This is a genomic window from Peribacillus sp. NPDC056705 (assembly GCF_043656335.1).
This window is the reverse complement of record NZ_JBHTYI010000004.1, coordinates 1-26,120: the sequence shown is the minus strand read 5'-3', so window position 1 is coordinate 26,120 and position 26,120 is coordinate 1. Positions and strand designations below refer to the sequence as shown.

The window sequence follows — 26,120 nt, the reverse complement described above, 5'->3', positions numbered from 1 at the left end:
AATTTCGCTTCCTTTCCGCAGCCTGGCTGCCGGTATTCATAAAAAAGACTGTCGGGAATGGACAGTCTTTTGGTATGGACGCCTTAGATATTCAGTCTTTTTATCCATTATCTATCGAAGTGCTGTTTCATTAACTCTTTAAATCGTGTTCCATCTATTTCTTCTTTCGTCACTTTCCCATCTTCCCACTGTGTAAAGGATGTATCAGTTAAAGTGATGTTCCCGCTGTTTGTCAAACGGGTGATTAATGAATGTTTATTAAATGGCGATTGGGGATTTTCCCTGATGATCGTTTGGACCTCATTAAGTTCCGTTACATTTTCTACCGGTTTTGAAGAATCAAAAGCATACCCTATTCTCCAATCGCGATCCTTATGTTTCAGTTTCAATTCAAGGATATGATCTCCATGGTCGGTACTTTCTTTTTTTATCCTGAATTCACCATTTTGGGAAACGACCGTTTCTGCGTTCAACGGAACTGGTTTTAAAGGCAGGTTCCCGCCAAAACCCGTATCGATCAAATAGGTTCTCCCCTCATGGTTCAATAAAATGGTGACATGGGTCCTTCCTATGGTCATCCACCCCTGATTATAGATGACACCCCGTACCAAGAATACATCAAAGTCATTCTCCTTCAGGAAAAAATAAAGGGCTGCATTCAATTCATAGCATAATCCACCCTCATTCCTCACGAGGACTTTGTTCCTGATATTCGTTTTATTAATATCACTCAGATGGGATGCCATGATCGATAAGTTTTCAAAAGGAATGGTTTTCGCTGTCTTTTCCAGCATTTCATCTAATTTCTCAAATGTCAGTTTCACATCTTCCTGGAGCCCTATTCTTTTCCTGAATAATGCATTCAGTTCATTCATTAAGATTCCCCCTTAGACAGATACCGACGAAGAGTATCTCGACTTTGTATATATTCATTATACTTTGTCCATATTTCATTCTTCAATCATTCTGCCATTAGCTCCACCACTTCCCCAGACACTTAATTCACCAATATTGGATTGGCCATATAACCGGATTTCCCTACTCGTGAAATAATATCCGTTCTACTTATCGCAAAAACTTTCACCTTAATTAATATTCTACCTTTTCCAGGGTGGGCTTGGAAAAATCTTTAGATAGCAATTTTTACTCACCTACTGCTTTCATTTGTCACTCTTCTTATATTTAAAGTAGTGACCATCCTTTAATAAAGTTGTCTTGAAGATGGAAACTATGCTACTCCAAAACATACCCACACGCAAATAATCAGATTTTGTTAACATAAAAAAACCGATGTCCCTTTAGGGGCCATCGAGCCTTTTTTGAAAAGCTTCCATTACCTTTTATTAAGTGATTGACTTCTATCCAAGTCATGATGCAATTGTGCTGCTGGAACCTTAGGGTTAGGAATCTGCCCCTTTGCAACTGGTTCAGCAACATAAACAAAATCTCCCGTACCATCTGGAGCGCTTCCTGTTGCCCAAAGGCCGTCTCCTTTTACCTTCTGACAAGTTCCAGAATTCGTACGCTTCCGATTGAGATTCCATTTCCGCTTCCAGTGGGAATGAAGCGGGAACGACTACGCCATTTTTTTCTTCAAGTTCTGCAATGGCCGCCATCCATTGATATTGGTGGTAACGATCACGGGCTAACATTTTACGGAAAGTAGCACGGACCCCTTCATCTTTGGTCATATGGTATAAGCGGGCCACTTGAAGGCGTCCTTGGCTTTCAGCATGGAGATTCGATCGCATGTCCGCTAATAGATTTCCGCTCGCTACAATATAAGATCCGTTCCAAGGCACCCCATTTGAGTTGGTTGGCAGTCCGCCAAGTCCGCTTACGAGCAAATGCTGGGGATTAATTCCATCCATGATCGCTGCTGTGGCAGGATCTTTTGCAGCTTCTGCCTGATCTTCCGGAGAAGCGCCATCAAGTAATTGACTAATGAGCGAACAAAGCATCTCTACATGTCCAATTTCCTCTGTACCAATATCCATCAGCATATCCTTGTATTTTTCTTCTCCACGGCAGTTAAAGCCCTGAAAAAGATATTGCATCATGACAGTCATTTCCCCAAACAGTCCACCTAACACTTCCTGAATTTGACGTGCAAGCATTGATCTGGCTGCTCTACCTTAACTTCAAATTGCAATTCTTTTTGATGACGGAACATATTAACTCCTCCTTTTATTAATAGTTGACTTTCTAGGTTTTTATTACCCGCCTGCCCATGCTTGAAACATGAATCCAGTTATAACGAACAGTAATTAGAAAAAGTTTACATGCAATCAACAATGATCATTGAACTAAAAATCCAAGGATTATTTTAGGATTATGAATGGATCACTAATAAGATTTAAAAAGATCCATATACCTGTCTATAACTTTACAATACAGGGTACAGTAGAAGAACCATATATAGGAAAACCAACCACATTATAAAGAAACTTAAAAGGAGGATGGAAAATGGATTTCAGGCCCCGAAATCAAAGAAATCAATCCATTTCAGAATTACGATATACTTATTCCGCTCGTAATCTATGGTCCGGTTTTCTATTCGGGATCGGATTGGTGGCATTCATCGATGAGACCATCTTTCATCAACTATTAAATTTGCATCATTTCTATGACAAGTCCACATCCAGCATTGGACTTGTCTCGGATGGTTTATTTCATGCCCTAAGCTGGTTCGCAACGGTCGGGTCTCTGTTCATGTTCGCTGACCTTCGCCGCCGAAAGGGATTATGGCTGAAAAGGTGGATAGGAGGAGTTTTGCTTGGGGCAGGTGCTTTTCAGTTATATGATGGGACCATCCAGCACAAGCTAATGCGTCTCCATCAAATCCGTTACAATGTCGATATTCTCCCATACGACTTGATTTGGAACATTGCAGCCGCAATCATGATACTGATCGGCATTACCATCGTCATTCTAACAAGAAGCAGCTTACTTAAAATGAAAGAAGACGGCCGCCATGCACAGTAATGGACATATTCATGATAATGGAACTGGTTTTGAACCGATTTTATTGATTCTTTTCTCACTTGTTATAGTTATTTATATCGCAGCTGTCGTATTTTCGAATCGCCGCTATAAAAAATGGCCCTTATACCGTACTTTCTTTTGGATTCTTGGCACCATCTGTGCAGCCTTTGCAATTATAGGTCCCATAGCAAATCGGGCGCATATGGACTTCACCACGCACATGGTTGGTCATTTATTGCTTGGAATGATTGCACCAATTCTACTCGTGCTTGCTGCACCTATAACTCTTGCACTGCGAACACTTGATGTACAATCAGCAAGACGACTTTCAAAGTTGTTGAAAAGCTGGCCGCTGCGAATTTCAAGTCATCCAATCACTGCTTCCACGCTTAATATTGGGGGACTCTGGATCCTTTATACGACTGGGTTATATGGGTTGATTCATCACAATTCTCTTCTACATGCCTTGGTGCATTTTCACGTGTTCATAGCCGGCTATCTATTCACTGCGTCCATGATCTATATGGACCCTGCGCCACACAGGTTCAGCTTCATGTTTCGAGCTATCGTTTTTACAATTTCACTGGCCGCCCATGATATCCTTTCTAAATATATTTTTGCCCACCCTCCAAGCGGAGTCACCAAGGAACAAGCGGAAAATGGTGGAATGCTAATGTACTATGCCGGTGATGCCATTGACGTCGCACTAATCTGCATCCTTTGCTATCAATGGTTCAAAGCCACCCGGCCTAAGGGTTCATTTGCCTTGTAGGAAGGACGGTTCCATGATTCCTTTGGTAAACTCCATGTTTCTGTTTATTCATCCAGCATTTGGCTCATACTAATTTTTGATAAAAAAAATTTAGGATGGAGCTGAATGGAAAATGGAATTCGAAGCTAATAATTCTACTGAAAATGCTCTTCGTGATTATAAAGCTGGAATCGGTGTCTTTACGCATAAAATGCCTGATCTCGCAGAGAAATTCAATTCATTTACGGAAGAGTGCTTTAAAGAAGGTCAATTATCCCAGAAAGAAAAACAGCTTATCGCACTAGGAATAAGCTTATATTCTCAAGATGAATACTGTATTATCTATCATACAAAAGGATGTCTTGATCAAGGCTGTTCCGAACAAGAAATTCTTGAAGCCATTGGCGTGACCGCAGCATTTGGCGGAGGAGCCACCATGAGTCAGGCTGTAACCCTCGTCCAGGAATGCATCCAGGAAATAAATCAGATGAAACAATAATAAAGAAGGGATAGGAGAGTTGGTCCTATCCCTTCTTTATGTTCTTAACAAATGCTTTTAATGACTCATATTGTTGTTATTTCCTTGTGCCGGTGCATACGAATTCAACATTTGTTGCATATCCTGCTGCGCAAGCTGTGGAACTTGGTAGTAATGATGTTTGTTTTGATATATCGAAATCTCATATGCCATTTCAATGCAGTTCGGAACGGAATCTGCAAATACGCGGCGAACCACCGGATTCGTTATTTCAAGCGCTGCCATTGCTTTCATGGATGCTGCAGACTTGACAGCTCCAAGCATCAAGCCTGAAATGCATTCATCCGTAATTTCCGAGACGGATTGCAAAGGTTTCTTTGGCTGCGTTGGTGTCAATCCATATATAAAATCGTTATCTTGATTCATTTTGTAGCTCTGAGTCCGTTTAGAAGGATCCTGGCCCGTTTGGAAGCACTCCAATGAGATATTATATTCATCTTGGATGAACTGATATTGACGATCCATGATGTCAAGTAATTCCTGATCCTTGATATGCTGACGCAAAAGAGTATACGTGTTTAAAGTACCAATCGTTCCCGACAACACTTCATGTACATCGAATACTTCGTGACCACCGTGATTCATTTGTGGGGGAATGGCACCCGTTTGCATGTTCTGGTGTACTTGACCTTGTTGATATTGGTTTTGCATTGTATTTCCCTCCTCGTTTTATCAATGATGCGAACAAGTTTAGTATGTTGAACCCCAACTGGATTATTCAATCTAAACTCTTCCAAGAAGACCAATTAAGCTGCAGACATGTTTTCTGTATAAAAAAAACGTGACGTTTTAAACTATTAACACATTTATTTCAATGGGAGGATTTCTAATGACATATAAATGCTTCTATTGTACTGATGAAACGGAAGAAAAAAATCCATGCCGTAACGTTTCAAGTTACTGACATGGATAGAAATGAAATGCTCTGTGATGAATGTTATCAAGAAATGCTACAAGGAATAACCTGTTAAGTATCAAACAGCATTTATATTTTCCAACTTTGCTTTAATGAATGAGCATAAAAATATCCCCTTAATCATGTTGACTTTGTGATTGAATGCCCCAGCATGATTAAGGGGATTAGATAATGAAAGGACAATTAAGGCATCACTACCATTGCAGACTTTCGATTAAGTAGCACTTTGTACATTGCTGACTATAGTCATGCTTTACAAATTCATGAATACAATTCTCCCGAAAAATGTTCAGCTCTCTTTTCAGCTGTTCCAATTGAGTTTCCAACTGTTTCATTTCAACTTTTATCTGGATTACCCGATTCATCGAATTCTCCCTCTCGTCGGAATCATTGATAGATTTCCCCGTCCGTTTTCCTGAATTCATTCGCTTTTTCTTTAAGCCCTTCATCGATTACCGACTCAAAACCCAGACCCTTTTCCTTCGCCAGATCACGGATGTCCTGGGAGATTCTCATACTGCAGAATTTCGGGCCGCACATTGAACAGAAATGGGCTGTTTTGGCACCTTCAGCCGGTAGAGTTTCATCATGATATTCGACCGCCCTTTCAGGATCGAGGGAAAGATTGAATTGATCTCTCCAACGAAATTCGAATCTAGCCTTCGAAAGGGCATCATCCCGTTTTCTTGCATGCGGATGGCCTTTAGCAAGGTCAGCTGCGTGGGCCGCAATTTTATAAGTTATGACCCCTACCCGAACATCCTCTTTATTCGGAAGTCCCAAATGCTCTTTCGGTGTCACATAACAAAGCATGGCAGTTCCAAACCATCCAATCATGGCAGCTCCAATCGCAGAAGTGATATGATCGTATCCAGGAGCTATATCCGTTGTCAATGGTCCCAGGGTATAGAATGGTGCTTCTTGACAGACTTCCAGCTGCTTATCCATATTTTCTTTAATCAAATGCATCGGTACGTGACCAGGTCCCTCCACCATGACTTGAACATCGTGCTTCCAAGCAATCTTCGTCAGTTCCCCAAGTGTTTCCAATTCAGCAAATTGTGCCTCATCGTTTGCATCTGCAATGGATCCAGGACGAAGGCCGTCACCTAATGAGAAAGAGACATCATACGCCTTCATGATTTCACAAATCTCTTCAAAGTGAGTATAGAGGAAACTTTCTTGGTGGTGGGCCAAGCACCATTGTGCCATGATGGAGCCCCCTCGGGAAACGATTCCCGTAACTCGCTTGGCTGTCATGGGGATGTATCGCAAAAGGACACCAGCGTGTATGGTGAAGTAATCGACACCTTGCTCAGCCTGCTCGATTAATGTATCCCGGAAAACTTCCCAATTTAAATCCTCCGCGACTCCATTCACTTTTTCCAATGCTTGATATATCGGAACCGTCCCAACTGGCACAGGTGAATTTCTGATAATCCATTCCCGGGTCGTGTGAATATTCTTCCCGGTGGAAAGATCCATTATATTGTCTGCACCCCATCGTGTAGCCCAAGTCATTTTCTCCACTTCAGCTTCGATCGATGAACTTACAGCCGAATTCCCAATATTCGCATTTATTTTCACATGAAAATTACGTCCGATGATCATGGGCTCACTTTCAGGATGGTTAATATTTGCCGGAATGATAGCCCGCCCGCTAGCTACCTCTTCTCTTACAAACTCAGGGGCCACATTTTCCCTGATCGAAATGAACTCCATTTCTGGAGTAATGATACCTTTACGGGCATAATGGAGCTGGGTCACGTTTTGCCCTTTCACTGCACGCAATGGTTTTCTTTTCAAACCCGGAAAAACTTCGGCATTGGATTGTGACTCAACTTTTTTATACCCGTTATCTTCGGGCTTTATTTCACGGCCATCATACTCTTCAACATCTTCCCGTTCCAGAACCCAGCTTCGTCTAATCGGGGCCAGACCTTTTCGAATATCAATGGGATAATCTGAATCCGTATAAAAACCGCTTGTGTCATAAACTCGTAAAGGCGGATTCTCTTCTTCGCCGAATGACCCTGTAGTCGGACTTAGCTTAATTTCACGCATAGGTACTTTAATATCGGGTCTAGATCCTTCAGCATACACTTTTTTACTCCCGGCAAAACTGGACATAATTGAAACGTTCATGTCATTTACAGAATTACTCATCATGATTTCATTTCTCCTTTTTAAGTTCATTTAAAAAGGACAAAATCCAATCCATTTCGCACGAAAAAGCCAGATCTCATATTTAAGACCCGGCTAACGTTAGTATGACTACAGAAATGACCAATTGAAATGTCATTGTTTAGTAGATTCTAACTTCCCCACGCTGGTATGAACCAGATCAGGTCCTGAGGGTTAAGAAGCTTATGCGCTTCTCTCTCAGCCCAACTTTTATTGGACACCCCTAGTCTGAATAATTTAATTGATTACAGGGTAACTATATATCACCCTTTTCATTCTGTAAATAATTTGAAAGACCTAATATTTTCATTACAACTCTCCAAAATCTGTTATTTGGAGAGTGCCATTAATTAATTCCCCAAGCTCTCAAGAATTGGGTAAAGCTCCTCTAAATGCTTGATTTCATAGGTCGGAATCACTTCATTCCGTTCCTTATCATGGCGATTTATCCAAACTGACTTTATGCCTACCCGTGATGCTCCAAGGATATCGGTCATTAAATTGTCTCCGACCATCAATACTTCATCCTTATCAAGCTCCATGATTTCCAAAGCATGCTCAAAAATGGAGGCATCTGGTTTACCTCGTCCAAAAGCGCCTGAAATCACGATTTGGTCGAAATAAGGAACCAGTTCAGGGGTAATTTCAAGTTTGGTATTTTGCAGTTCAGGAGATCCATTCGTAAGCAATAGCAATTTGTACTTCCCTTTTAATTCATCGAGAACACGGAAGGTCTCTTCATAGATAAATGGCTTTTTGCGTCTCTCGGCCGGGAAACGTTCTGCCAGTTCAAGCCCGAATTCCTGATCATCGATCCCTAATGCCTTCAAACCTCTCGTCCACGCTTCTTTCCGATAAGCCGGTGCAATCCCGGCCATCTTCCGGAATTCATCATGATCATCCTGAAAGTTTCCCCATAATCCCTCAAATGGGTTGATTCCGATCATTTGAGTGAATGCATATGTATCGTAAGAAGAATAAAGCTCACGTGCTTCCTTTCGCACAGCCTCTTCAAACTCGACGACATTCAGGCCATATTTCTCCTTAGCCACTTCGCATGTGGCCACAAAAGCCTCTTTTACACTTTTCTGATCCCAAAGTAATGTATCATCTAAATCAAAAAAAACTGCCTTCAGCAAAATGTCCACCCCTCTTCCCCTATTATTGAATTCGTAGAAATTACACTATTACAATAATAAACCACAACCAATAAAAAAAGAATAACTATTCGGAAAATGCCTTCCTCTTTCTTAAAATAAGCAAAAATGACTTACCCCTTCTGGTAGGAAACCTAATATAGTCCCTTTATCATCTTTTAAATACATAAAGCTTTCCATTACTGGCAATCTTGAACTTTGGACCATTAAACCCCCGTCGTATCAGCTCTTTCCTCATATATACCATGAGGGCGGCATGACTCACGATCAGAACATCCCTGTCCCCCTTTGCTAAGACCTCATCCAATACTTTATTGATCCTTCGCTCAGCGATCTTAATTTCCGCCCTTGTCTGCTTGTTGATTACCGAGCAGCAGCGGATCCAGATTGCCCAAAGGATGAACGGCAGCTTAACCTTTCCTTTAAGTGGAGGGGAAGGTATTTCCCGCAGCTCCTCCATCCGATGAACCGTACCTGGATAGATATGTTCCGCTGTCTTGACAGCTCTCGACATATCACTGCAATAACATTCCTGCCATTCCTCCACACCAAACAAAGTCGTTCCGTAAATGATATCCGCTGCATCATAGTCCTCAAACCATTGCCTCATATCATCCGCCGTAACAGGTCTCCCAGTGGGAAATTCATGTGCCACCTTAAAATGCCGTACCAAACCAATTTTCATATATTCTCCTTTTTAACTTTTAAAATATACATTTCGTTTTCTTGTAAAAGTCCTTATCAATATATTACCCTATGTAAAACCATAAAAATATGTATGGTGCACCATAAAAAACCTTACTGATCTCTTCTTGACATTGTGTATGTCTAAAAACTCTTACGGATTGTCTCACTATCAGCATTTGATTATGATGGCATCAAAAAAAGAGAAAGCATTTCGCCTTCTCCAGTTTTGGTTTATTCTATGAATTGAAGTTCCGTTATCGTACATCTTTTCCTGAATTTATATTTCCCGCTCAAATCACTGAATTGATAATCATTGAGGGATTTCCCCAGTTGTTCCTTTAGCTTATCCACAGTGATTGATTCCTCTATTATCTCTTTCCAATTTTCCTTTCCTATTAACTCTTCGAACGGAATTGTAGCCAGGACTTCATCATATATCTGGATACTTTGATCGATGCCGAAGCTGCCATAGATACTGCCATTTTCATCAGCAAAGATATGCTCCGATTCCAATTCTTCCACCAATACTTCTAGATATTCCTTTGACTTAACAGGCTTAATGGCAATCTCTGCTTCCGCCGTTACAGGTCCCAATCTCTTATCGACGATCTCTATCGTCAATTTAACGTGAACGGGCGGATACCCAAACCCTTCACAAAGTTCTGCTGCCGAATTATATACCATCCATACATCCTCCTTTTGTCACTATCATTATATAATAAAAATACTCCATCTCATTACCCAAAACCCTTATTCAAGTTCACTTGGCAATGCATCTAATTATTAAATCAACTCTTCTTTTTGAGTCATATGCTCCTTCATCATCTGAAGGGTCAATCGTAACATTTCCGAAAAAATCAGTGTAATCCTGATTTCTTCCGTTCAAAGGCATAATTACCATTCATATTTCACACCCATTTTATACGTTTATCCATAATACACCATTACCTATTTGCGAACATATCCAAAAATTCCAATGCATCTCCATGCATTGGAATTTTTATAAGCTTAAGATTAAGGCTTTAACACCACTTTAATGCATTCATCTTCGTGATCGTTAAAAATTTGATAAGCTTCACTCGCTTTTTCGAGAGGGACTTTATGAGATATGATTTCCGTAGGGTCGAACTTTCCATCCGTGATTTCATCAAAAAGTTTTGGCATGTAGTGAATGACTGGTGCTTGCCCCATTTTCAGGTTAATGTTCCTTTCAAATAAATTGCCTAATGGGAACATATTATATTTGGATCCGTATACGCCAGTCAGTTGGATCGTACCGAATTTACGTACGGCGTTAAGTGCAATCTCGATCGCGCTTAACGTTCCGCCCTGAAGTTTCAGCTTTTGCTCAATCGCCTCGATCGTTGATTTCTTGCCATCCATCCCCACACAATCGATGACCACATCGGCCCCGCCTGAAGTGATTTCCTTAATGTAGCTGCCCATATCGTTATACTCGTCGAAGTTATACGCCTCAACCTTATTCATCTGTTTTGCCTTATTGAGCCTATAAGGAAGATTGTCGATTGCAATGACCCTTTTTGCGCCTTTCATCCAAGCGAACTTCTGAGCCATCAAGCCAATCGGCCCACAGCCAAGTACCGCTACCGTATCATCTTTCTTGACGCCAGCATTCTCTACACTCCAATATGCGGTTGGCAGCACATCGGACATGAACAATAGTGCTTCATCTTCAAGTTCACATGACTTTGGTATGACAAACGGCATGAAGTTTCCATATGGGACCCTTAAATATTCTGCCTGCCCGCCTGGATAGTTCCCATATCGTTCCGTAAAACCAAAGTATCCGCCTGTATCCACCGCTTCATTTGGGTTGGAATTATCACATTGGCTCTCCATATCATGTTCACAATAATAACAGTGCCCACAAGATATGTTAAAAGGCAGGACAACCCTGTCCCCTTTTTTCACCTTCGTTACTTCCGGACCCACTTCTTCAACGATGCCCATCGGTTCATGGCCAATGACATAATCCTTATGCGTGGGCAAAGCACCCTGATATATATGGAGATCGGATCCGCAAATAGCCGTTGAAGTCACTCGTACGATGATATCATCCTTTTGCTGCAGTTTCGGATCTTCAACTTGTTTTACCTGTATCTCTTTTGCTCCTTGAAAAGTGACAGCTTTCATAATCAACCTCCTAAAATATTTTTAATACATTTGATATACCCGTCAAAAACTACCGCTAAGCCTAAGACCACCCAATTTGCCCTTCAATACAAAAAAAGCCCCGGAAAAACCGGGACTCACATATAAAGCAATTATTTAGTAACCTTATAAATTCCCATTTTCATTGTGACTATCATGTTTGTACTCTCTTAGTACCTCGCTGAATACATCAGGATAATTAGTGAACAGCCCCGTTGCACCCCATTCAAGAGCCTTTTTCATATCCGCTCTATCATTTACTGTATATGGATGGAATTGAAGGTCATGACTGCGAACCATCTTCACATATTGTCCGTCAACCTTATTGAAGTTCGGGCCAACGCCAATTGCATATTCCTTAACGGATTTCAATTCTTCATCGGAAATGGTTGCTGGGTTCTTATAAGAATAGAGTTGTACAAGCGGTAACTTTGGATTCATATCATGAACCTTCATAAGGCTTTCTTTACTGAACGATTGTATTAATACATTCTTGGTACGGCCTTTTGAATCCACCATTTTATATTCTTCGAGAACCTGCAGAAGTTCTTCTTCCATTCCTGGATATACTTCAGGTGACTTTGTTTCGATATAGTAATTGGCCTGCTTTCCGAACTTCTTAAAGACTTCTTCAAGAGTGGGAACCTTTACCCCCTCATATACCTCTTTTGCCAATTGCGGATATTGTTCATTGAACCATGAACCGGCATCCAGTTTCTTGATTTCTGCCAGCGTTAAATCCTTCACCAGACCTGTACCATTCGTTGTACGATCCACCTTTTCATCATGCATGGCTATCAATCTTCCATCCTTGGTCATCTGAAGATCGATTTCTATGTAGTCACCTTTCATTTGTTCTCCCAATTGATAAGCGGGAATGGTATGTTCAGGTGCATGGCCAGAAGCTCCCCGATGTGCAATATTCACGATTTTCTTCTCATAAATAGATGAATTGGAATGACTTCCATTTGCAGCTGATGCCCCCATGGAAGTAGCTTGCAATATAAAGGCCGCACTCATCATACAAAAGCCGAATTTCTTTATATTCGTTTTCATTTTCCCTCTCCCCCTCCTATTATTACCATCATTTTAGAAGGGGAATGTGAATCTACAGCTAATATAATGTAAAGAAATCATATTTTAGTAAAAATGAGTAAAATAACCTATCAAACAATTACCCCCGTGCATTCATAAATCCGCTAAAAGCCTCTTTTTCTAAAAAAATCATAAATGAAAAATGTGCTAAACATGGATACTGGTAATCCAATAAGAAAATATAAAAAGTTTCTTGGCATGTACATATTGAAATAGTAGAAAAAAACAGTCACCCAAATACAAGCAACCAAATATTTCCAAAATCTCATTACTTAACTCCATTCTTCGCGGTCTTTAACGATTTCTTTATCGTTCATCCCCAATAGGGCTTGTTCTTTAAGTCTTACACATCCATACTAAACCAAAAACAAACCCAATAAAACCCATATATTAGATCAGATGTGCCAATGTTGACATACTAAGTGCGCATGGATAGATATGTTCCTAACTCCTTGACCTCCCCTTCCGGTACTATATAGAAAAACTATCGATGGCAACACCTATCTTTTTCTGATTTACAAAAAACTAGTATCATATTACTATTAAACAAACAAACAGAATATTAATATTAAGGGGAATTATGTTAAAAAATTATCAATATTATCAAAACAAACACCGATTTATACTGAAAGCATTCATGGCAATGATATCCCTTTTACTATTAGTTGGGATTTCTGTATCACCTATAAGTTGGAAAGATAATCCCTACGCGATGATATTGCAGGTCATTTTAATATCGGGGATGATAATTTCTCTGTTATTTTACTTAAAAACTGAAGTCAATTTTTATAAAACCCTATTCATTTTCTTAATTACTGTTTATTTATATGGGAAATTCTTGATCTTCCCAGATACCGCAATCATGTTGGCTTTATTTGCTTTAGCACCCTTGATTCCCATTTTTCTCTTTGATAAAATCGGGTTTTATATTGTCGCCACTTTAAATTTCATATTAGGTCCCGCTTCCATCTTGATCATTTCAAAAACAGATCTTCAAAATACTTATGAATATGTCGCTTTGGATAGTTTCGGCAACACGCTTAATTTCATCGCCATACAAATCATATTGGTATTCGTATTCATAGGAACCAATAATAGGGTGGAATCCACGAATGCATTTCACAAGGAAATACAGCAGGCCAAGCAACTGAACTCAATCGGACAGCTCGCTGCCACCATTGCACATGAGATACGTAATCCGATTACAGTCGTGAAAGGGTTTGCCCAGTTATTAGATCAAGAGAAGGAACTGAATGAAACGGAAAAATTTTATGTACAGACCATGCTCACAGAACTCGAATATACACAAGTGATAATCAATGATTATTTGTCTTTGGCAAAACCGCAAACGGATAATGTAGAGGTCATTCCTTTAAATTTCGAGATCCAAAAGATTTCCGATCTATTAACGAGTTTCGCCAATAATCAAAACATAGGCTTTCTCTTGGATTTCCGTGACGACCTGCACATTAACATGAATCCCATCGAGCTTAAACAGATACTGGTCAATATCATAAAAAACGGAATTGAGTCAATGAACGATCCCGGATTCATCAAAGTGGAAACAGAGCAGGAAGGCACTATGGCAAAAATTCGAATAACGGATACAGGAATGGGCCTCTCCAAAAAACAGCTTGAAATACTCGGTACCCCTTTTTATTCGCTTAAAGACAGGGGAACAGGTATCGGACTGACCGTTTGTTATTCCATCGTTCAAAAATACAAGGGGAAAATCGTGGTGCAGAGCGAATTGAACAAAGGAACATCTTTCACCATTTATTTACCCTTACATAGAGAAATAGATTAAACAAACATTACCAAACAAGAAAAAGGATGACCTCCCAAAACCGGGCGGTCATCCTTTTCAATTAGGCTTTAAAACTATCTTGCCATTTCAGTAAATGATTTTCTAAAAAGCGGACAAACGAATCGGAGATTTTGCCAGCGAGGGCAAAAATGATGATGCCTACGAATACGACGTCCGTCTGCATGAATGAACGGGCATCCTGAATCATGAAGCCCACCCCTCTATCCGCACCCAACAATTCAGCTACGACCAGGCACATCCAAGCCGCACTTAAGGCTAAACGGATACCAAGCAATATGTTTGGCAAAGCTGCCGGAATCATGAGCTTCGTTATTTGTTCCAGACGGCTAAACTCTAAGATTCTAGCAACATCGTATAGTTTTTTATCCACATTCCGAAGGCCCAAAAAAGTTTGTAAATATAGAGGAAAAAAAGCACCTAAAGCAATAAGCAGCACTTTGGATAGTTCACCAAACCCGAACCACATAATGAATAAAGGGGTAATCGCAAGTAAAGGAACCGTTCGTAACATTTGAATGCTCGGATTAAGATATTCTTCGGATTTTTTTTGCATGCCCACGATGACTCCTAGCAATAAGCCTAAAAAACCACCTAATACAAAGCCAAGAAGAGCCCGCGTTAAACTGATTTGTAAATGCATGCCCATTTCCCCTGACCGAACGAGATCTATGAAAGTCGTGACGATCAATAAAGGAGATGAGAATAATTGGGCAGGCAGGATGCCAACCGAACCTAATGATTGCCATGCAATCAACACGACAACGGGAAGGAACGAACCCCGCAATGCTGATTTGGCAAGTTGGGATTGTTTTTTCGTTTTCCTTATGACAAGCGACTTGTTTTGAGCAACGGTCTGCGTAGACATATTTTTCATCCTTCCTTTTTTCAAAAATTAATTAAATGCTCCAATCTTCCCTTTCTTCCGGATGATGATCAAGTTGGGTTAAAATGACGGTCCTGAATTCCTGAAACGCTTTGCTTGTTCGAAATCTTGGATATGGTAAATCAATTGGAACGATAGCTTTAATCCGTCCAGGCTTTGCCTCCATGACTACCACTTTGCTCGATAAAAAGATGGATTCATCAATATCATGGGTGACAAGCACCATCGTTGTCATATTCCTCTCCCATATTTCTAGTAAAGCCTCTTGAAGATGCGTTCTCGTGAAGGCATCCAATGCACCGAATGGCTCATCCAGCAATAAAACTTCAGGATTACGTAATAAGGCCCTGGCAATGGCAACACGCTGCGACATTCCACCGGATAATTGGCGTGGATACGCCTTTTCAAATCCTTTTAGCTTAACAAGTGAAATTAAATCATCCACTCTTTTTCTGATGTCCGTTTTTTTTAATGGAAGGTTACCTGCAATATTTTTCTCCACATTCAGCCATGGAAATAAGCGGTGCTCCTGAAAAATGAAACCACGGTCTTTAGAAGGGGCGCTAACAGGATGATCCCCTGCTATGATCGTGCCGTCAAAGTCTGAATCAAGTCCTGCGATCAGCTTTAATAATGTGCTTTTCCCGCAGCCGCTCGGACCAATGATGGTGACGAACTCACCATTTTTGACGTGCAGATTTAAATTATCCAAAACATGGACACTTTCATTATCATTCTTAAATGTTTTGCTTACATGATTCATTTCTAACGTCGCTACCAATAACCTCACCCTTTCTCAAATAAAAAAAATAGAGATCCAGCAATAAGGCACATATTGTCCCTTTGCTGAATCTCTAGTTAACTAGTCGATTCAATATTTCATTTTATATTAACTTATCGATTATTTATAATCAACACTCAATACCAATTTATTTTATCGGATTAATTAAAAATATTAATTGACAGATTATTCTAACAACTGCTAAGATGCATTCATACACAAATCCGCTTCACAAAAAACCAATTAAATATAGGTCATGTGAATCAACTGGACTACCGGAGATTCAATGAAGAGTAACCCTGCATACTCTTCGTTGAATCTCTTTTTGTCATTAATCTGACTATCCAGATGTGGTAAGTGTAATAAAAAGGAGGGAATTCATGAAGGAATACCGTAACAAGTTAACCGCCGTATTGCTTGCCATCATTAGCATTGCTGTATTGGCAGGTTGCAATTCCGATGCCGGCAAGGCTTCCGGGAAAAGTGATCCACTTAAAGTTCATATTGCCTTAAATGGCAAGATGGGGCCTTTGGTCATTGCAAAGGAAAAGGGATTGTTCGACGAAGAGTTTTCTAAACTGGATGCCCAAATCGAGTGGAGTGAATTCCCGAGTGGTCCCCCGCTTTTGGAATCCCTCGCTTCCAATCGGGTTGACCTATCTTTTTTAGGGGATGGTGCACTGATTGCCGGAATTGATAAGAATCTGCCATTTGAAGTGATTGCACAAACGGGTCGAGGTGAGTCATCTGTCCGGATCCTGGCTCAGCCAGATGGAGACATTAAGAAGATTGAAGACTTAAAGGGAAAAACAGTCGGTGTTGCCTCCGGGACAACAGGTCATGTGTATTTAATCAAGGCATTGAAAGCACATGGTTTAACGATTGATGATATTAAACTCATCAATTTACAACCGGATGATGCCCAATCCGCTTTTGAAACCAAACAATTGGACGCCTGGGCGATTTGGAACCCTTATTACCTTAATAATATTGAAAAAAGGAATGCAGTCGCACTTAAAGTAAAAGAAAAAATATTAGCTCCTGGTGCAATCATTGCACGTAACGAATTTGCAAAAGCACATCCTGAAATTGTCGAGGCCTATTTAAAGGTTTATAAAAAAGCTGCCGATTGGCAAATTGCAAATCCAGATGAAGCCTCTGAAATTTATTCTAAAGAAACTAAATTGCCTGTGAGCACAGTCAAGAAAATAATAACGGCTGAAGAACCAAATATCTACTTTACCGATGATGCCATCAAGGCACAACAAGAATCAATCGATACTTTAGCTGGTGTGGGTTATATCAAGAAATCATTTAATTTTAAAAACCAGATCCACAATGAATACATTGATGCAGCCTTTAAAAAATAAAAAAACATACCTTATAGGAGGAGATTGATTATGACGGAAACTAAAACACAACAATTAAAAGTGGTACCCGTAGCAGGAAGGATTGGTGCGGAAATTCAAGGAGTCCAATTAAGCGGAGACTTGGATTTAGCTATTTTCAATGAAATCAAACAAGCGTTAAACGATCATAAAGTCGTATTCTTCAAGGGTCAAAATCATTTGGACGATGCCAGCCAAGAGGCATTTGCCAAACTATTGGGTGAACCTTATGCGCATCCTACAGTACCGGTCAAAGACAACACTAACTATATTTTCGAACTTGATTCCGAACGGGGTGCTAAAGCAAACCATTGGCATACTGATGTCACTTTTGTTCCAGAGGTCCCCAAATACTCTGTTTTAAGAGGTGTAACCATCCCTGATGTTGGCGGCGATACAGTATGGGCAAATACGAATAAAGCATATGAGGACCTGCCTGAGGGATTGAAGAATTTAGCGGATGAACTATGGGCGATCCATACAAATGAATATGATTATGCACAATTCAAACCAGCCGAAAACATTGATGATGAAGTTAAAAAGAAATATCGTGATATATTCGAATCGACCATTTATAAAACAAGGCACCCAGTCGTTCACGTGCACGCAGAAACCGGAAAAAGACATTTATTATTAGGTGGCTTTGCCGGCAGAGTGGAAGGATATACAACAAGTGAATCTGAAAGATTATTAAGCATCTTCGATTCATACGTCACGCGCTTGGAAAATACCGTGCGTTGGCAATGGAGTGAAGGGGACGTGGTCATTTGGGATAACCTAGCCACGCAGCATTACGCTATTGCCGATTACGGGGACCAGCACCGCGTCGTTCGCAGGGTCACAGTAGGAAAAGACGTTCCCGTAAACAAGGAGAACGAATCTAGCAAACTAATTATTAAGAAATAAAACTCATGTATGGAATGTAAGGTTCCATTACTTGGATGCCTCATAAGCGAAAGACCGAATTGTAAGGTAAAAAAGAAACTGCCGATTAGATATCGACAGTTTCTTTTCGTTTTCATCCAGCTTATTTTTGACCTCACTGAGGGCGTTTTTATCAGGATTAATTATCCTGAACGATTATTTCATCGATTATACCGTAATCCTTCGCCTCTATTGCGCTTAAGAAGTAATCACGATCGGTGTCCTTCGCCACCTTTTCGATAGGCTGCCCAGTCCTTTCCGAGATGATTTGATTGATATGATCCTTTAGTTTCAAAATCCTTCGGGCAGAAATTTCAATTTCCGTGGCTTGCCCCCTCGCCCCACCAAGCGGTTGATGAAGCATGATTTCACTATTTGGCAAAGCGCACCGTTTCCCTTTCGTACCTGCCAATAAAAGCATGGCACCGAATGATGCAGCCATCCCCGTACATACAGTCCGGATATCAGGCTTAATATATTGCATCGTATCATAAATGGCGAAACCGGCACTGGTCGATCCCCCCGGACTGTTTATGAAAATGGTAATTTCCTTCTCAGGTGCATCTGCTGCCAAGAATAACAATTGGGCAACCACACTATTGGCTAAATGATCGGTGATTTCTTCCCCAATCATGATGATACGGTCTTTTAGAAGTCTGGAATAAATATCATACGAGCGCTCACCCTTGCCTGATTGCTCAATTACATATGGAATTGTCGTCATATCTCTTCTTCCTCCTAACAATGATATTGGCTATGCTGCCATTGAGAGTGTGTTTGAAGGAGTGAAGCTTGATTTGGAAAGAATCGAACGATTCATCAGTTTAGGAATCATGGATTCACTGTTCAGGGATTTGAAAGATGGGATGCTTCTAATGAGGATATCAGGATTCTGGGCTTTTAAAGCCTGTGTCATCAGGGACATGAGCCGCTGTTCCTCATCATCTAGCCAATCTTCCACACCAGACAACTTACGCTCTTCAGCCTCATCGGCAAAACGTTTTTTCACACGGTTCAAGATTGCCTTTACAGCCGTTTCTGTCGTGTGCAAATATTCTGATATTTCTTTTGACCGATAGAGGAATCCTTCCTTTAACAGGAAAACAACAGCTTGTTTCGGGGTAAGTGACTTCATTATATATTCAACAGTTTCAAAGGCATTTTCCCCAACTGATCCCTGTTGTTCGGTATCCAACAGTTCGTCTAATGATTCTTTTTTTCTTTTTCGTATTGTATCAATCCAGGAATGGCGGGCTATCGTTTTCAATAAAGCCGTTGTTATCTCGGTTTTCTTACCATAGCCCTGCATTGCCTTCAATACCGTTTCCTGTGCCAAATCATCCCCATCCCAATTATTTTGGGTCAGGAATCGGCAAAACCGAAGCAATTCAGGATAGACTTCACGCAAAATCGCACCGTTATCCTTTTCTTCAGAAATATCTTCCCTTAACTTATTTATCATTTTTCTCACTCCTTCAACACCCTCTATCCTATAAACGTTTCAGAAAGTGAAAAAGATATGGGGGTGGAAAATTTTCCTACATTCTTCATAATATTCTATTCCATTCTTTCCATTGGATTTCCTTTCATACTAAAAACCTGTTTGGTCAAGATCCAAACAGGCTAATGTCAATGTTCTATATGCAACAAATATGCCCTCCCCCTGTGTACCCGTTCGTCACCAATCATTTCGGCGAAACCTTATTTTCCAAAACACTTATATTCCCGTGAATTCCGCTCCGTTCCATTAAGCCAACCAGCTTTTGGATGTCCCCCGCTCACGGAAATGTTCGGCTATATGTCCTTACCTTTTTGCTAAACCCTGATGTCCAGAATCCTTGTTGTCCTGAACTTCAAATTTACGGTTGTTCCATAGGAACTCTGCTGCTATTCCAAGTGTTCAATGCATTCAACCGTATATTCGCTAGGTTCCAGAACGTCTTCTTCAATACCAAACCAACTGGAGGTGCGATTCTCATTAGCGCTATCTTTACAATAGTTCACCAAAGAACCTGCTGGCTTCTCTTCTTGATCGCTCATCTCTTCAAAATTAACGGATTGCTCGTTATGACGCCCGCCGCTGTCTGTCTTTTCCTTCTCCAAGTCTGCGAACATGAACATACAGTAAAAAACCGCAACCATTATTGCCATAGTAAACACCCTTGACATTAAAGGCAGTAACTTTTTCAATATAACTAAACCTCTCTTCATGTTGGTTACCCCAATCCTGTTAAAGCATAATAAATTCAGAATGAATTAATTCATCTATTAAATATCCATCAAAACGTCAGTTTAGAAGAATATTCCTATAGATTCATTATATCAAGTTCCAGAAGTTTTTAATGCCATTGTTCTGCCTAAAACGAATAAACAACTAAAATTCTCCTAACCGTGGACAGTCCAAAAAATATCAATAGACCCATCACATTGACTTCCATCCTTTTCAAGTGTTACTCTTAAATTAATAAAAAAGTATACATTCAAAATACTGATTCCATTAGCATGAAATAAGGGTGATCTCATTGCCAAAAGAACATTTAATTGACGTTCAACCAATCAGATCATTGGAAAAATTAGATGATATGAAATGGTCACTGAAGAGACATTGCAGCGAGAGAGACTACATATTGTTTCTGTTAGGCATTAATACCGGCTTGCGTGTGTCTGATTTATTATCGCTGAAGATAAAGGACATTAAAGGTAAGATGGAGGTCATCATCAAGGAAGGCAAAACAAAAAAGCCAAGAATAATACAGCTTAATAATGTATGTAATGAATTGGCAGCCTATATAGCGACCATCGATGGTGAATGGCTATTCCCTTCACGCAAGGGCGATAAGCCAATTAGCAAGATACAGGCTTACAGACAGCTTAATAAAGCAGCGGACATGGTGGACATCGAGGGCGTCGGTACCCATACCATGCGGAAAACGTTCGGGTACTGGCACTATAAACGAAGTAAGGACCTTGCTGAATTACAAACGATCCTTAATCATTCACATCCTGAAGTTACACTAAAGTACATTGGGATTGCTGATGAAGGAACAGAGGACAGCTTAAATGATATTATGGGAGGACGGAAGAAATGTCACTGACTGAATACAATGCAAAATATGAATCCATCATTCGAAGCAATATTTCCGATAGGCAAAAGGCATTGAAATTAGCTGATTTAATGACCGATATGGAAGGCCACCTAAGAAATGACATCGGGGAACATCGAAATAAAGAGGTACATGCACTATATAAAAAAGTATCTCTCCTATCCAACTTGTTATGATCACCTTAAGACCCTTGCCGAATGTGCAGAGGTCCTTTTTTTGCCGTGAAATTAAGTGATTTGTTCCATTCAGGCTTTAGACTACTGTACCAATCGTATCTGATAGGCCTTTTCCTGTAGGACCACACCAAACAAACGAAAAAGCTCTTATTCCAAGCTTTATTCTCTCTCCTCTCTGACTTTCCTAAGCCAGACAACATCCGAATGAAAAATAACTTGATTAATATCATCGCCCCACCGCCAATGGTCAAGGTTTAAAAATTAAACATACTTAAAGAATACTTTTTCGCCATCATTTCCAAGATTTTTACCCCCGCTACGCTGTTCCCCTTCTCATCCAGCGCTGCACCATAAATTCCAATCCCACATTTTCCGGGAACGGCCCCCATGATTCCCCCTGACACACCGCTTTTTGCCGGTATGCCAACATTGATGGCAAATTCACCTGATGCGTTATACATGCCGCAAGTGACCATGAATGTCTTGCAAATACGGGCAATATCCCCGGGAATGATTTGCTTTCCCGTCAACAAATCTTTCCCATTCATGGCCAGCACACAGCCTATCCTCGCCAAATCCTTACTATCCATTTCAATGGCACACTGCTTCGAGTACAATTCGATTAAGTCCTCCACATCCTCATTTATTAAATTATGCTGCTTTAAAAAATAGCTTAACGACCTATTTAAGTCTGCTGTATTGTATTCTGACCGGGCTACATCTTCATTAAAACCAATCGTGGGATTTTGCGTCATTTCCCGGATAAAATCTAAAATACGCTGAAATCGTTCATTCACACTATCACCTGCGATCATGTGGGTCACAGTCAATGCTCCTGCATTGATCATCGGATTTAACGGTTTGGATGGCTTGTTTGTCTCTAACTTGGCAATCGAATTGAAAGGGTCACCGGTGGGTTCCTTTCCTACATAGGAAAAGACATATTCCCCCCCTTTTTCCATTAATACAAGAGCAAGTGTCAAAACTTTTGATATGCTTTGCAGTGTCATTTTCCCACTTACATCCCCCGCACAATATCCTTTTCCGTCAGGATAGTAAATAGCAACAGATAAATCCCCAGGATTCGCCTTTTCAAGAGCCGGTATATAGTCTGCCACCTTTCCCAAATTTGTATATTCTTTTGCCTGATCGACCAGTTGCTGTAACTCGTCATTGGACCTGCATTGACATCCCATATTGTTCACAATTTGCCGCCCCTTAGAAAATTTATTATTTGTTGTGCACTTAAATAGTGGTTTTTTATTTATTACCATATTTCATTGATATTATTTAGAAAAAGTACGAAGCGGAAAATAAATAGAAGTAAGGTTAAAGGATCTAATTTCCTAGTTGATAACGGGACTAGTGCATCATGTCTCAATTTGAACATTCTAACAACACAATAACACACTCCTATGCAGAACATGATTCTGCATTGCTTTGGTGGTGTTAAAGACAAAGAAAAACAACAACATATACAGGCAACAGTCAAGCAGTAAGACAGCTAAGCTAACGCCATGTAAAAAAATCAGGAGCAACTTCCCTGATCTTTAAAGAAGATCTAATTGAAAAAAGAAGGAATTAGACGCTCTCAGACGGAAATATAGACCCTACGAATATTATTAAGCTTTCATTTGTCTTTCACACTTGATGGAAAGTAGGAAAAGCCATGGGAAAATCGAATAGTTTACAAGAAATCTATAACGCCAACCGTCCAGAAAATAATGAACTTTTCCGAGCGATACAACAGCATCTGCAAATGAAGCATCCAGACAAACGAATGACAGCTACGAGAACATTGCAAATAATTGTGGCTGATAGGGTTTCATTCGGAGAGCTGCGTAATTTGGAAGCCCGCCTTCTTCACAGTCAATAAGGATCTGTTGTTTTATAAGCCCTTCGATAATTTTAAACACAGAAAGGAACTCATCAATGAAAGTATCTCTAAAAAAATTCTAAAACATTCGTCTTAATCGTGCCACTTGTGACATTGGCTTTTTGATGCTCAACCAAATCTAGTAATCTAGCTTAAATCAACATGTCACATGTAAGTTGGTTCGTTTCGTAAACTCAGCAACATTCATTCCCAATCACTTTTGCCTTTGTAATAGCCTGTTTTCGTTTTACTCAATTTGAGTACGGATTTACTTTCAATTGGTGAGTTAAAATGCTCATAAGATAAAGATTGACAACATTTTTATCGTGACTCATACTAGAAATGAATTAATGACAGAATATTAAGAATAGTGGAGGGGTAAGTATGAATAAGATTTTTGTTCCTAACGCAATCACCACTTTAACAAATCTTTTCTACAATTCGACTACAATGAATGAGTATTTAGCGATGAGAACCGCTCAATTCTACATTGAAGACCTGAAGCTACTGCAAGACGTGGAAGCTGTTGCCCTGGCAATCGAAAATCAAAATGCTTTCGCTTTAATGTCTAAATTTAAATTATTTGATTATAAGGCTGCCGAAGAAATTGAAATCGCACTATCCTCTTCTGGCTATACGGAAGCGGAGCTAAATGCTATTAATATTGAAATCTAAATTTATTGTTTTGGAACGAATGGGAGAGTTAATGCTCTTTCCATTCGTTTTTTATTTTCATCATTAGAATAAACGTACTCTGTACTATTGCTGATCAAATAATTTTTAAATGGAGAATATTTCTTATCACTCCCCGCAATATCTGTGGCACCTGAATTCATGTATCGCCTTCATTCTTGAGTGATGAAAAATCAATGCACAATAATCCCGCACATTATTTGTACATATGTTATAGTGCGGCATAAACACAAAAAAGCTTCACACAATTAAGTGTGAAGCTTTTTGTAATAGCGATTCTTCGCTATTCTTGATACCGGTGGCCGGGGTCGAACCGGCACTCCAGAGGAACACGATTTTGAGTCGTGCGCGTCTGCCAATTCCGCCACACCGGCATGTATGTTGGAGGCGGCAACCGGAATCGAACCGGTGGTAAAGGTTTTGCAGACCTCTGCCTTACCGCTTGGCTATGCCGCCAACGTTTTTGGAGCGAAAGACGGGATTCGAACCCGCGACCCCAACCTTGGCAAGGTTGTATTCTACCACTGAACTACTTTCGCATATGGCTGGGCTAGAAGGGATCGAACCTTCGCATGACGGAATCAAAATCCGTTGCCTTACCGCTTGGCTATAGCCCATTAACGTTGTAATCATTATACCATGTTTTATTAAATGGGGCGACTGATGGGAATCGAACCCACGAATGCCTGAACCACAATCAGGTGCGTTAACCACTTCGCCACAATCGCCATTATAGGATTGAAATTGGCAGGGGTAGTAGGAATCGAACCCACACTGGAGGTTTTGGAGACCTCTGTTCTACCTTTAAACTATACCCCTGTAATAAAGATGGTGGAGGGGGGCAGATTCGAACTGCCGAACCCGAAGGAGCGGATTTACAGTCCGCCGCGTTTAGCCACTTCGCTACCCCTCCGCATATGGATGAAACATGGTGCCGGCAAGAGGACTTGAACCCCCAACCTACTGATTACAAGTCAGTTGCTCTACCAGTTGAGCTACACCGGCACTACTATGGTGGCTCAGGACGGAATCGAACCGCCGACACAAGGATTTTCAGTCCTTTGCTCTACCGACTGAGCTACTGAGCCAAACAATAAAATGGCGGTCCCGACGGGAATCGAACCCGCGATCTCCTGCGTGACAGGCAGGCATGTTAACCGCTACACCACGGGACCATAGATTGCGGGGACAGGATTTGAACCTGCGACCTTCGGGTTATGAGCCCGACGAGCTACCGGACTGCTCCACCCCGCGACGGTAATAATGTTACTATTATGAATCAAGTTTTCGTGTTGAGCGTTTCAATGGGATGAATGATCAATCCTTTACACAGAAACAACCTGATCTTATTGAATAATGGTGGAGGATGACGGGATCGAACCGCCGACCCTCTGCTTGTAAGGCAGATGCTCTCCCAGCTGAGCTAATCCTCCAATATGTTGTCTAAATGGTGACCCGTACGGGATTCGAACCCGTGTTACCGCCGTGAAAGGGCGGTGTCTTAACCGCTTGACCAACGGGCCAGGTATAAATGGCGGAGAGCAAGGGATTTGAACCCTTGAGACAGGGTTACCCGTCTACACGATTTCCAATCGTGCTCCTTCGGCCACTCGGACAGCTCTCCAATAATGGCTCCGCAGGTAGGACTCGAACCTACGACCGTTCGGTTAACAGCCGAATGCTCTACCACTGAGCTACTGCGGAACAATATAAGCTTGGCGGCGTCCTACTCTCACAGGGGGAAACCCCCAACTACCATCGGCGCTGAAGAGCTTAACTGCCGTGTTCGGAATGGGAACGGGTGTGACCTCTTCGCTATCGCCACCAAACATGTAAGGAACGTTGTTCCTTCAAAACTAGATAATAAGAAGGTATTTCATTTTTTAAAAAGCGTTGGTTAAGTCCTCGATCTATTAGTATCAGTCAGCTCCACATGTCGCCACGCTTCCACCTCTGACCTATCAACCTGATCATCTTTCAGG

26 protein-coding genes, 15 tRNA genes, 2 rRNA genes, 1 pseudogene and 1 riboswitch are annotated in these 26,120 nt (G+C 40.8%); of the genes and pseudogenes, 10 read left to right on the top strand and 34 right to left on the bottom strand.

Annotated features, from left to right (window positions below):
* Positions 1-107: 107 nt before the first annotated feature.
* Both ACFRAK_RS06870 and ACFRAK_RS06865 read right to left on the bottom strand, forming a co-directional pair.
* Positions 108-875 (bottom strand): arylamine N-acetyltransferase family protein, encoded by a 768-nt coding sequence (locus tag ACFRAK_RS06870; RefSeq protein WP_394571453.1) that lies wholly within the window; start codon positions 873-875, stop codon positions 108-110.
* 458 nt (positions 876-1,333) lie between these two features.
* Positions 1,334-2,173, bottom strand: a pseudogene (locus tag ACFRAK_RS06865) (manganese catalase).
* 293 nt (positions 2,174-2,466) lie between these two features.
* On the opposite strand from ACFRAK_RS06865, the gene ACFRAK_RS06860 reads away from it, so the two are divergent.
* From ACFRAK_RS06860 to ACFRAK_RS06850, 3 genes are all read left to right on the top strand, one after another.
* Positions 2,467-2,985 (top strand): DUF2243 domain-containing protein, encoded by a 519-nt coding sequence (locus tag ACFRAK_RS06860; protein ID WP_394571452.1) that lies wholly within the window; start codon positions 2,467-2,469, stop codon positions 2,983-2,985.
* Entirely contained in the window at positions 2,975-3,757 is a 783-nt protein-coding gene (locus tag ACFRAK_RS06855; RefSeq protein WP_394571451.1) for a cytochrome c oxidase assembly protein, read from the top strand. Before ACFRAK_RS06860 ends, ACFRAK_RS06855 begins: the two co-directional genes overlap by 11 nt.
* A gap of 112 nt (positions 3,758-3,869) precedes the next feature.
* The gene (locus ACFRAK_RS06850; RefSeq protein WP_098370871.1) at positions 3,870-4,235 is read left to right on the top strand and encodes a carboxymuconolactone decarboxylase family protein; all 366 of its coding nucleotides are present in this window, start codon (positions 3,870-3,872) and stop codon (positions 4,233-4,235) included.
* A gap of 57 nt (positions 4,236-4,292) precedes the next feature.
* On the opposite strand, the gene ACFRAK_RS06845 is transcribed toward ACFRAK_RS06850, so the two are convergent.
* The 8 genes from ACFRAK_RS06845 to ACFRAK_RS06810 all read right to left on the bottom strand — a co-directional run bounded on the left by ACFRAK_RS06845 (position 4,293) and on the right by ACFRAK_RS06810 (position 12,446).
* Positions 4,293-4,925, bottom strand: a complete 633-nt coding sequence (locus tag ACFRAK_RS06845; protein ID WP_387597101.1) for a spore coat protein — start codon at positions 4,923-4,925, stop codon at positions 4,293-4,295.
* 459 nt (positions 4,926-5,384) lie between these two features.
* Complete coding sequence (locus tag ACFRAK_RS06840) at positions 5,385-5,555, bottom strand: hypothetical protein (RefSeq protein WP_387597104.1); 171 nt, start codon at positions 5,553-5,555, stop codon at positions 5,385-5,387.
* A 22-nt stretch (positions 5,556-5,577) separates the two neighbouring features.
* Positions 5,578-7,359: a phosphomethylpyrimidine synthase ThiC gene (gene thiC, locus ACFRAK_RS06835; RefSeq protein WP_192207914.1), complete on the bottom strand. Its 1,782-nt coding sequence runs from the start codon at positions 7,357-7,359 to the stop codon at positions 5,578-5,580.
* Positions 7,360-7,494: 135 nt separating this feature from the next.
* A riboswitch (TPP riboswitch) is annotated at positions 7,495-7,609 on the bottom strand.
* Positions 7,610-7,724: 115 nt separating this feature from the next.
* Complete coding sequence (locus ACFRAK_RS06830; protein WP_387597109.1) at positions 7,725-8,513, bottom strand: HAD family hydrolase; 789 nt, start codon at positions 8,511-8,513, stop codon at positions 7,725-7,727.
* Between the two features lie 169 nt (positions 8,514-8,682).
* Positions 8,683-9,216 carry a histidine phosphatase family protein gene (locus ACFRAK_RS06825; RefSeq protein WP_260287316.1) on the bottom strand — a complete coding sequence of 178 codons (534 nt, stop codon included), beginning with the start codon at positions 9,214-9,216 and terminating at the stop codon, positions 8,683-8,685.
* Between the two features lie 233 nt (positions 9,217-9,449).
* Complete coding sequence (locus tag ACFRAK_RS06820) at positions 9,450-9,902, bottom strand: hypothetical protein (protein ID WP_387597112.1); 453 nt, start codon at positions 9,900-9,902, stop codon at positions 9,450-9,452.
* Positions 9,903-10,232: 330 nt separating this feature from the next.
* The gene (locus ACFRAK_RS06815) at positions 10,233-11,372 is read right to left on the bottom strand and encodes a zinc-dependent alcohol dehydrogenase (RefSeq protein WP_387597115.1); all 1,140 of its coding nucleotides are present in this window, start codon (positions 11,370-11,372) and stop codon (positions 10,233-10,235) included.
* Positions 11,373-11,516: 144 nt separating this feature from the next.
* Positions 11,517-12,446, bottom strand: a complete 930-nt coding sequence (locus ACFRAK_RS06810) for a glycerophosphodiester phosphodiesterase (RefSeq protein ID WP_387597118.1) — start codon at positions 12,444-12,446, stop codon at positions 11,517-11,519.
* 619 nt (positions 12,447-13,065) lie between these two features.
* On the opposite strand from ACFRAK_RS06810, the gene ACFRAK_RS06805 reads away from it, so the two are divergent.
* Positions 13,066-14,292, top strand: a complete 1,227-nt coding sequence (locus ACFRAK_RS06805; RefSeq protein ID WP_387597120.1) for an ATP-binding protein — start codon at positions 13,066-13,068, stop codon at positions 14,290-14,292.
* A gap of 61 nt (positions 14,293-14,353) precedes the next feature.
* On the opposite strand, the gene ACFRAK_RS06800 is transcribed toward ACFRAK_RS06805, so the two are convergent.
* Together ACFRAK_RS06800 and ACFRAK_RS06795 are read right to left on the bottom strand one after the other, a co-directional pair.
* The gene (locus tag ACFRAK_RS06800; protein WP_387597123.1) at positions 14,354-15,187 is read right to left on the bottom strand and encodes an ABC transporter permease; all 834 of its coding nucleotides are present in this window, start codon (positions 15,185-15,187) and stop codon (positions 14,354-14,356) included.
* A gap of 22 nt (positions 15,188-15,209) precedes the next feature.
* Positions 15,210-15,959, bottom strand: a complete 750-nt coding sequence (locus tag ACFRAK_RS06795) for an ABC transporter ATP-binding protein (RefSeq protein ID WP_387597188.1) — start codon at positions 15,957-15,959, stop codon at positions 15,210-15,212.
* A gap of 398 nt (positions 15,960-16,357) precedes the next feature.
* Between ACFRAK_RS06795 and ACFRAK_RS06790 the strand changes: the two genes are divergently transcribed.
* Both ACFRAK_RS06790 and ACFRAK_RS06785 read left to right on the top strand, forming a co-directional pair.
* Positions 16,358-17,347 (top strand): aliphatic sulfonate ABC transporter substrate-binding protein, encoded by a 990-nt coding sequence (locus ACFRAK_RS06790; RefSeq protein ID WP_394571450.1) that lies wholly within the window; start codon positions 16,358-16,360, stop codon positions 17,345-17,347.
* A gap of 30 nt (positions 17,348-17,377) precedes the next feature.
* The gene (locus ACFRAK_RS06785; protein WP_387597128.1) at positions 17,378-18,271 is read left to right on the top strand and encodes a TauD/TfdA dioxygenase family protein; all 894 of its coding nucleotides are present in this window, start codon (positions 17,378-17,380) and stop codon (positions 18,269-18,271) included.
* Positions 18,272-18,428: 157 nt separating this feature from the next.
* On the opposite strand, the gene clpP is transcribed toward ACFRAK_RS06785, so the two are convergent.
* From clpP to ACFRAK_RS06770, 3 genes are all read right to left on the bottom strand, one after another.
* Positions 18,429-19,013 (bottom strand): ATP-dependent Clp endopeptidase proteolytic subunit ClpP, encoded by a 585-nt coding sequence (gene clpP, locus ACFRAK_RS06780; RefSeq protein ID WP_098370859.1) that lies wholly within the window; start codon positions 19,011-19,013, stop codon positions 18,429-18,431.
* 30 nt (positions 19,014-19,043) lie between these two features.
* Positions 19,044-19,751 (bottom strand): sigma-70 family RNA polymerase sigma factor, encoded by a 708-nt coding sequence (locus ACFRAK_RS06775; protein ID WP_387597132.1) that lies wholly within the window; start codon positions 19,749-19,751, stop codon positions 19,044-19,046.
* Positions 19,752-20,176: 425 nt separating this feature from the next.
* Positions 20,177-20,500 carry a hypothetical protein gene (locus ACFRAK_RS06770; protein WP_387597135.1) on the bottom strand — a complete coding sequence of 108 codons (324 nt, stop codon included), beginning with the start codon at positions 20,498-20,500 and terminating at the stop codon, positions 20,177-20,179.
* A 371-nt stretch (positions 20,501-20,871) separates the two neighbouring features.
* Between ACFRAK_RS06770 and ACFRAK_RS06765 the strand changes: the two genes are divergently transcribed.
* On the top strand, positions 20,872-21,384 hold the full coding sequence (locus ACFRAK_RS06765) for a tyrosine-type recombinase/integrase (protein WP_387597191.1): 513 nt from the start codon (positions 20,872-20,874) through the stop codon (positions 21,382-21,384).
* Positions 21,375-21,569: a hypothetical protein gene (locus ACFRAK_RS06760; protein WP_192207901.1), complete on the top strand. Its 195-nt coding sequence runs from the start codon at positions 21,375-21,377 to the stop codon at positions 21,567-21,569. The genes ACFRAK_RS06765 and ACFRAK_RS06760 overlap by 10 nt, the downstream gene beginning before the upstream one ends.
* Positions 21,570-21,823: 254 nt before the next feature.
* Here the strand turns inward: ACFRAK_RS06760 and glsA are convergent, their stop codons facing one another.
* A complete protein-coding gene (gene glsA / locus ACFRAK_RS06755) occupies positions 21,824-22,765 on the bottom strand; it encodes a glutaminase A (protein WP_387597194.1) in 942 nt (313 codons plus the stop codon).
* A 473-nt stretch (positions 22,766-23,238) separates the two neighbouring features.
* On the opposite strand from glsA, the gene ACFRAK_RS06750 reads away from it, so the two are divergent.
* Together ACFRAK_RS06750 and ACFRAK_RS06745 are read left to right on the top strand one after the other, a co-directional pair.
* Complete coding sequence (locus ACFRAK_RS06750; RefSeq protein WP_387597137.1) at positions 23,239-23,445, top strand: hypothetical protein; 207 nt, start codon at positions 23,239-23,241, stop codon at positions 23,443-23,445.
* A gap of 384 nt (positions 23,446-23,829) precedes the next feature.
* Complete coding sequence (locus ACFRAK_RS06745; protein WP_192207899.1) at positions 23,830-24,120, top strand: hypothetical protein; 291 nt, start codon at positions 23,830-23,832, stop codon at positions 24,118-24,120.
* Between the two features lie 2 nt (positions 24,121-24,122).
* Here ACFRAK_RS06745 and ACFRAK_RS06740 read toward each other — a convergent pair whose 3' ends face one another.
* From ACFRAK_RS06740 to ACFRAK_RS06655, 18 genes are all read right to left on the bottom strand, one after another.
* Positions 24,123-24,281 (bottom strand): hypothetical protein, encoded by a 159-nt coding sequence (locus tag ACFRAK_RS06740; RefSeq protein WP_394571449.1) that lies wholly within the window; start codon positions 24,279-24,281, stop codon positions 24,123-24,125.
* Between the two features lie 150 nt (positions 24,282-24,431).
* Positions 24,432-24,512 (bottom strand) — tRNA-Leu (locus tag ACFRAK_RS06735).
* 8 nt (positions 24,513-24,520) lie between these two features.
* Positions 24,521-24,594: transfer RNA gene (locus tag ACFRAK_RS06730), tRNA-Cys, on the bottom strand.
* Positions 24,595-24,602: 8 nt separating this feature from the next.
* Positions 24,603-24,677, bottom strand: a tRNA-Gly gene (locus ACFRAK_RS06725).
* 3 nt (positions 24,678-24,680) lie between these two features.
* Positions 24,681-24,755, bottom strand: a tRNA-Gln gene (locus ACFRAK_RS06720).
* A 35-nt stretch (positions 24,756-24,790) separates the two neighbouring features.
* Positions 24,791-24,866: transfer RNA gene (locus ACFRAK_RS06715), tRNA-His, on the bottom strand.
* 17 nt (positions 24,867-24,883) lie between these two features.
* Positions 24,884-24,957 (bottom strand) — tRNA-Trp (locus tag ACFRAK_RS06710).
* 10 nt (positions 24,958-24,967) lie between these two features.
* A tRNA-Tyr gene (locus ACFRAK_RS06705) sits at positions 24,968-25,051 on the bottom strand.
* A gap of 16 nt (positions 25,052-25,067) precedes the next feature.
* A tRNA-Thr gene (locus ACFRAK_RS06700) sits at positions 25,068-25,143 on the bottom strand.
* 7 nt (positions 25,144-25,150) lie between these two features.
* A tRNA-Phe gene (locus ACFRAK_RS06695) sits at positions 25,151-25,226 on the bottom strand.
* Between the two features lie 11 nt (positions 25,227-25,237).
* Positions 25,238-25,313, bottom strand: a tRNA-Asp gene (locus ACFRAK_RS06690).
* A 5-nt stretch (positions 25,314-25,318) separates the two neighbouring features.
* Positions 25,319-25,392: transfer RNA gene (locus ACFRAK_RS06685), tRNA-Met, on the bottom strand.
* Positions 25,393-25,495: 103 nt separating this feature from the next.
* A tRNA-Val gene (locus ACFRAK_RS06680) sits at positions 25,496-25,571 on the bottom strand.
* Between the two features lie 15 nt (positions 25,572-25,586).
* Positions 25,587-25,661: transfer RNA gene (locus tag ACFRAK_RS06675), tRNA-Glu, on the bottom strand.
* Positions 25,662-25,670: 9 nt separating this feature from the next.
* Positions 25,671-25,762 (bottom strand) — tRNA-Ser (locus ACFRAK_RS06670).
* Positions 25,763-25,767: 5 nt separating this feature from the next.
* A tRNA-Asn gene (locus tag ACFRAK_RS06665) sits at positions 25,768-25,842 on the bottom strand.
* 9 nt (positions 25,843-25,851) lie between these two features.
* Positions 25,852-25,967, bottom strand: a 5S ribosomal RNA gene (gene rrf, locus ACFRAK_RS06660).
* A gap of 64 nt (positions 25,968-26,031) precedes the next feature.
* A 23S ribosomal RNA gene (locus tag ACFRAK_RS06655) occupies positions 26,032-26,120 on the bottom strand; the annotation flags it as partial.

Bases quoted from the DNA above. Each gene is read 5' to 3' on its own strand.
- ACFRAK_RS06800 (WP_387597123.1), bottom strand. From the start codon at position 15,187: ATGAAAAATATGTCTACGCAGACCGTTGCTCAAAACAAGTCGCTTGTC.
- ACFRAK_RS06765 (WP_387597191.1), top strand. From the start codon at position 20,872: ATGAAATGGTCACTGAAGAGACATTGCAGCGAGAGAGACTACATATTG.
- ACFRAK_RS06820 (WP_387597112.1), bottom strand. From the start codon at position 9,902: ATGGTATATAATTCGGCAGCAGAACTTTGTGAAGGGTTTGGGTATCCG.
- glsA (WP_387597194.1), bottom strand. From the start codon at position 22,765: ATGGGATGTCAATGCAGGTCCAATGACGAGTTACAGCAACTGGTCGAT.
- ACFRAK_RS06760 (WP_192207901.1), top strand. From the start codon at position 21,375: ATGTCACTGACTGAATACAATGCAAAATATGAATCCATCATTCGAAGC.
- ACFRAK_RS06840 (WP_387597104.1), bottom strand. From the start codon at position 5,555: ATGAATCGGGTAATCCAGATAAAAGTTGAAATGAAACAGTTGGAAACT.
- ACFRAK_RS06860 (WP_394571452.1), top strand. From the start codon at position 2,467: ATGGATTTCAGGCCCCGAAATCAAAGAAATCAATCCATTTCAGAATTA.
- ACFRAK_RS06785 (WP_387597128.1), top strand. From the start codon at position 17,378: ATGACGGAAACTAAAACACAACAATTAAAAGTGGTACCCGTAGCAGGA.
- ACFRAK_RS06845 (WP_387597101.1), bottom strand. From the start codon at position 4,925: ATGCAAAACCAATATCAACAAGGTCAAGTACACCAGAACATGCAAACG.
- ACFRAK_RS06770 (WP_387597135.1), bottom strand. From the start codon at position 20,500: ATGAAGAGAGGTTTAGTTATATTGAAAAAGTTACTGCCTTTAATGTCA.
- ACFRAK_RS06745 (WP_192207899.1), top strand. From the start codon at position 23,830: ATGAATAAGATTTTTGTTCCTAACGCAATCACCACTTTAACAAATCTT.
- ACFRAK_RS06810 (WP_387597118.1), bottom strand. From the start codon at position 12,446: ATGAAAACGAATATAAAGAAATTCGGCTTTTGTATGATGAGTGCGGCC.
- ACFRAK_RS06740 (WP_394571449.1), bottom strand. From the start codon at position 24,281: ATGAATTCAGGTGCCACAGATATTGCGGGGAGTGATAAGAAATATTCT.
- ACFRAK_RS06775 (WP_387597132.1), bottom strand. From the start codon at position 19,751: ATGATAAATAAGTTAAGGGAAGATATTTCTGAAGAAAAGGATAACGGT.
- ACFRAK_RS06795 (WP_387597188.1), bottom strand. From the start codon at position 15,959: ATGAATCATGTAAGCAAAACATTTAAGAATGATAATGAAAGTGTCCAT.
- ACFRAK_RS06815 (WP_387597115.1), bottom strand. From the start codon at position 11,372: ATGAAAGCTGTCACTTTTCAAGGAGCAAAAGAGATACAGGTAAAACAA.
- ACFRAK_RS06855 (WP_394571451.1), top strand. From the start codon at position 2,975: ATGCACAGTAATGGACATATTCATGATAATGGAACTGGTTTTGAACCG.
- ACFRAK_RS06805 (WP_387597120.1), top strand. From the start codon at position 13,066: ATGTTAAAAAATTATCAATATTATCAAAACAAACACCGATTTATACTG.
- ACFRAK_RS06850 (WP_098370871.1), top strand. From the start codon at position 3,870: ATGGAATTCGAAGCTAATAATTCTACTGAAAATGCTCTTCGTGATTAT.
- clpP (WP_098370859.1), bottom strand. From the start codon at position 19,013: ATGACGACAATTCCATATGTAATTGAGCAATCAGGCAAGGGTGAGCGC.
- ACFRAK_RS06825 (WP_260287316.1), bottom strand. From the start codon at position 9,216: ATGAAAATTGGTTTGGTACGGCATTTTAAGGTGGCACATGAATTTCCC.
- ACFRAK_RS06750 (WP_387597137.1), top strand. From the start codon at position 23,239: ATGGGAAAATCGAATAGTTTACAAGAAATCTATAACGCCAACCGTCCA.
- thiC (WP_192207914.1), bottom strand. From the start codon at position 7,359: ATGATGAGTAATTCTGTAAATGACATGAACGTTTCAATTATGTCCAGT.
- ACFRAK_RS06870 (WP_394571453.1), bottom strand. From the start codon at position 875: ATGAATGAACTGAATGCATTATTCAGGAAAAGAATAGGGCTCCAGGAA.
- ACFRAK_RS06790 (WP_394571450.1), top strand. From the start codon at position 16,358: ATGAAGGAATACCGTAACAAGTTAACCGCCGTATTGCTTGCCATCATT.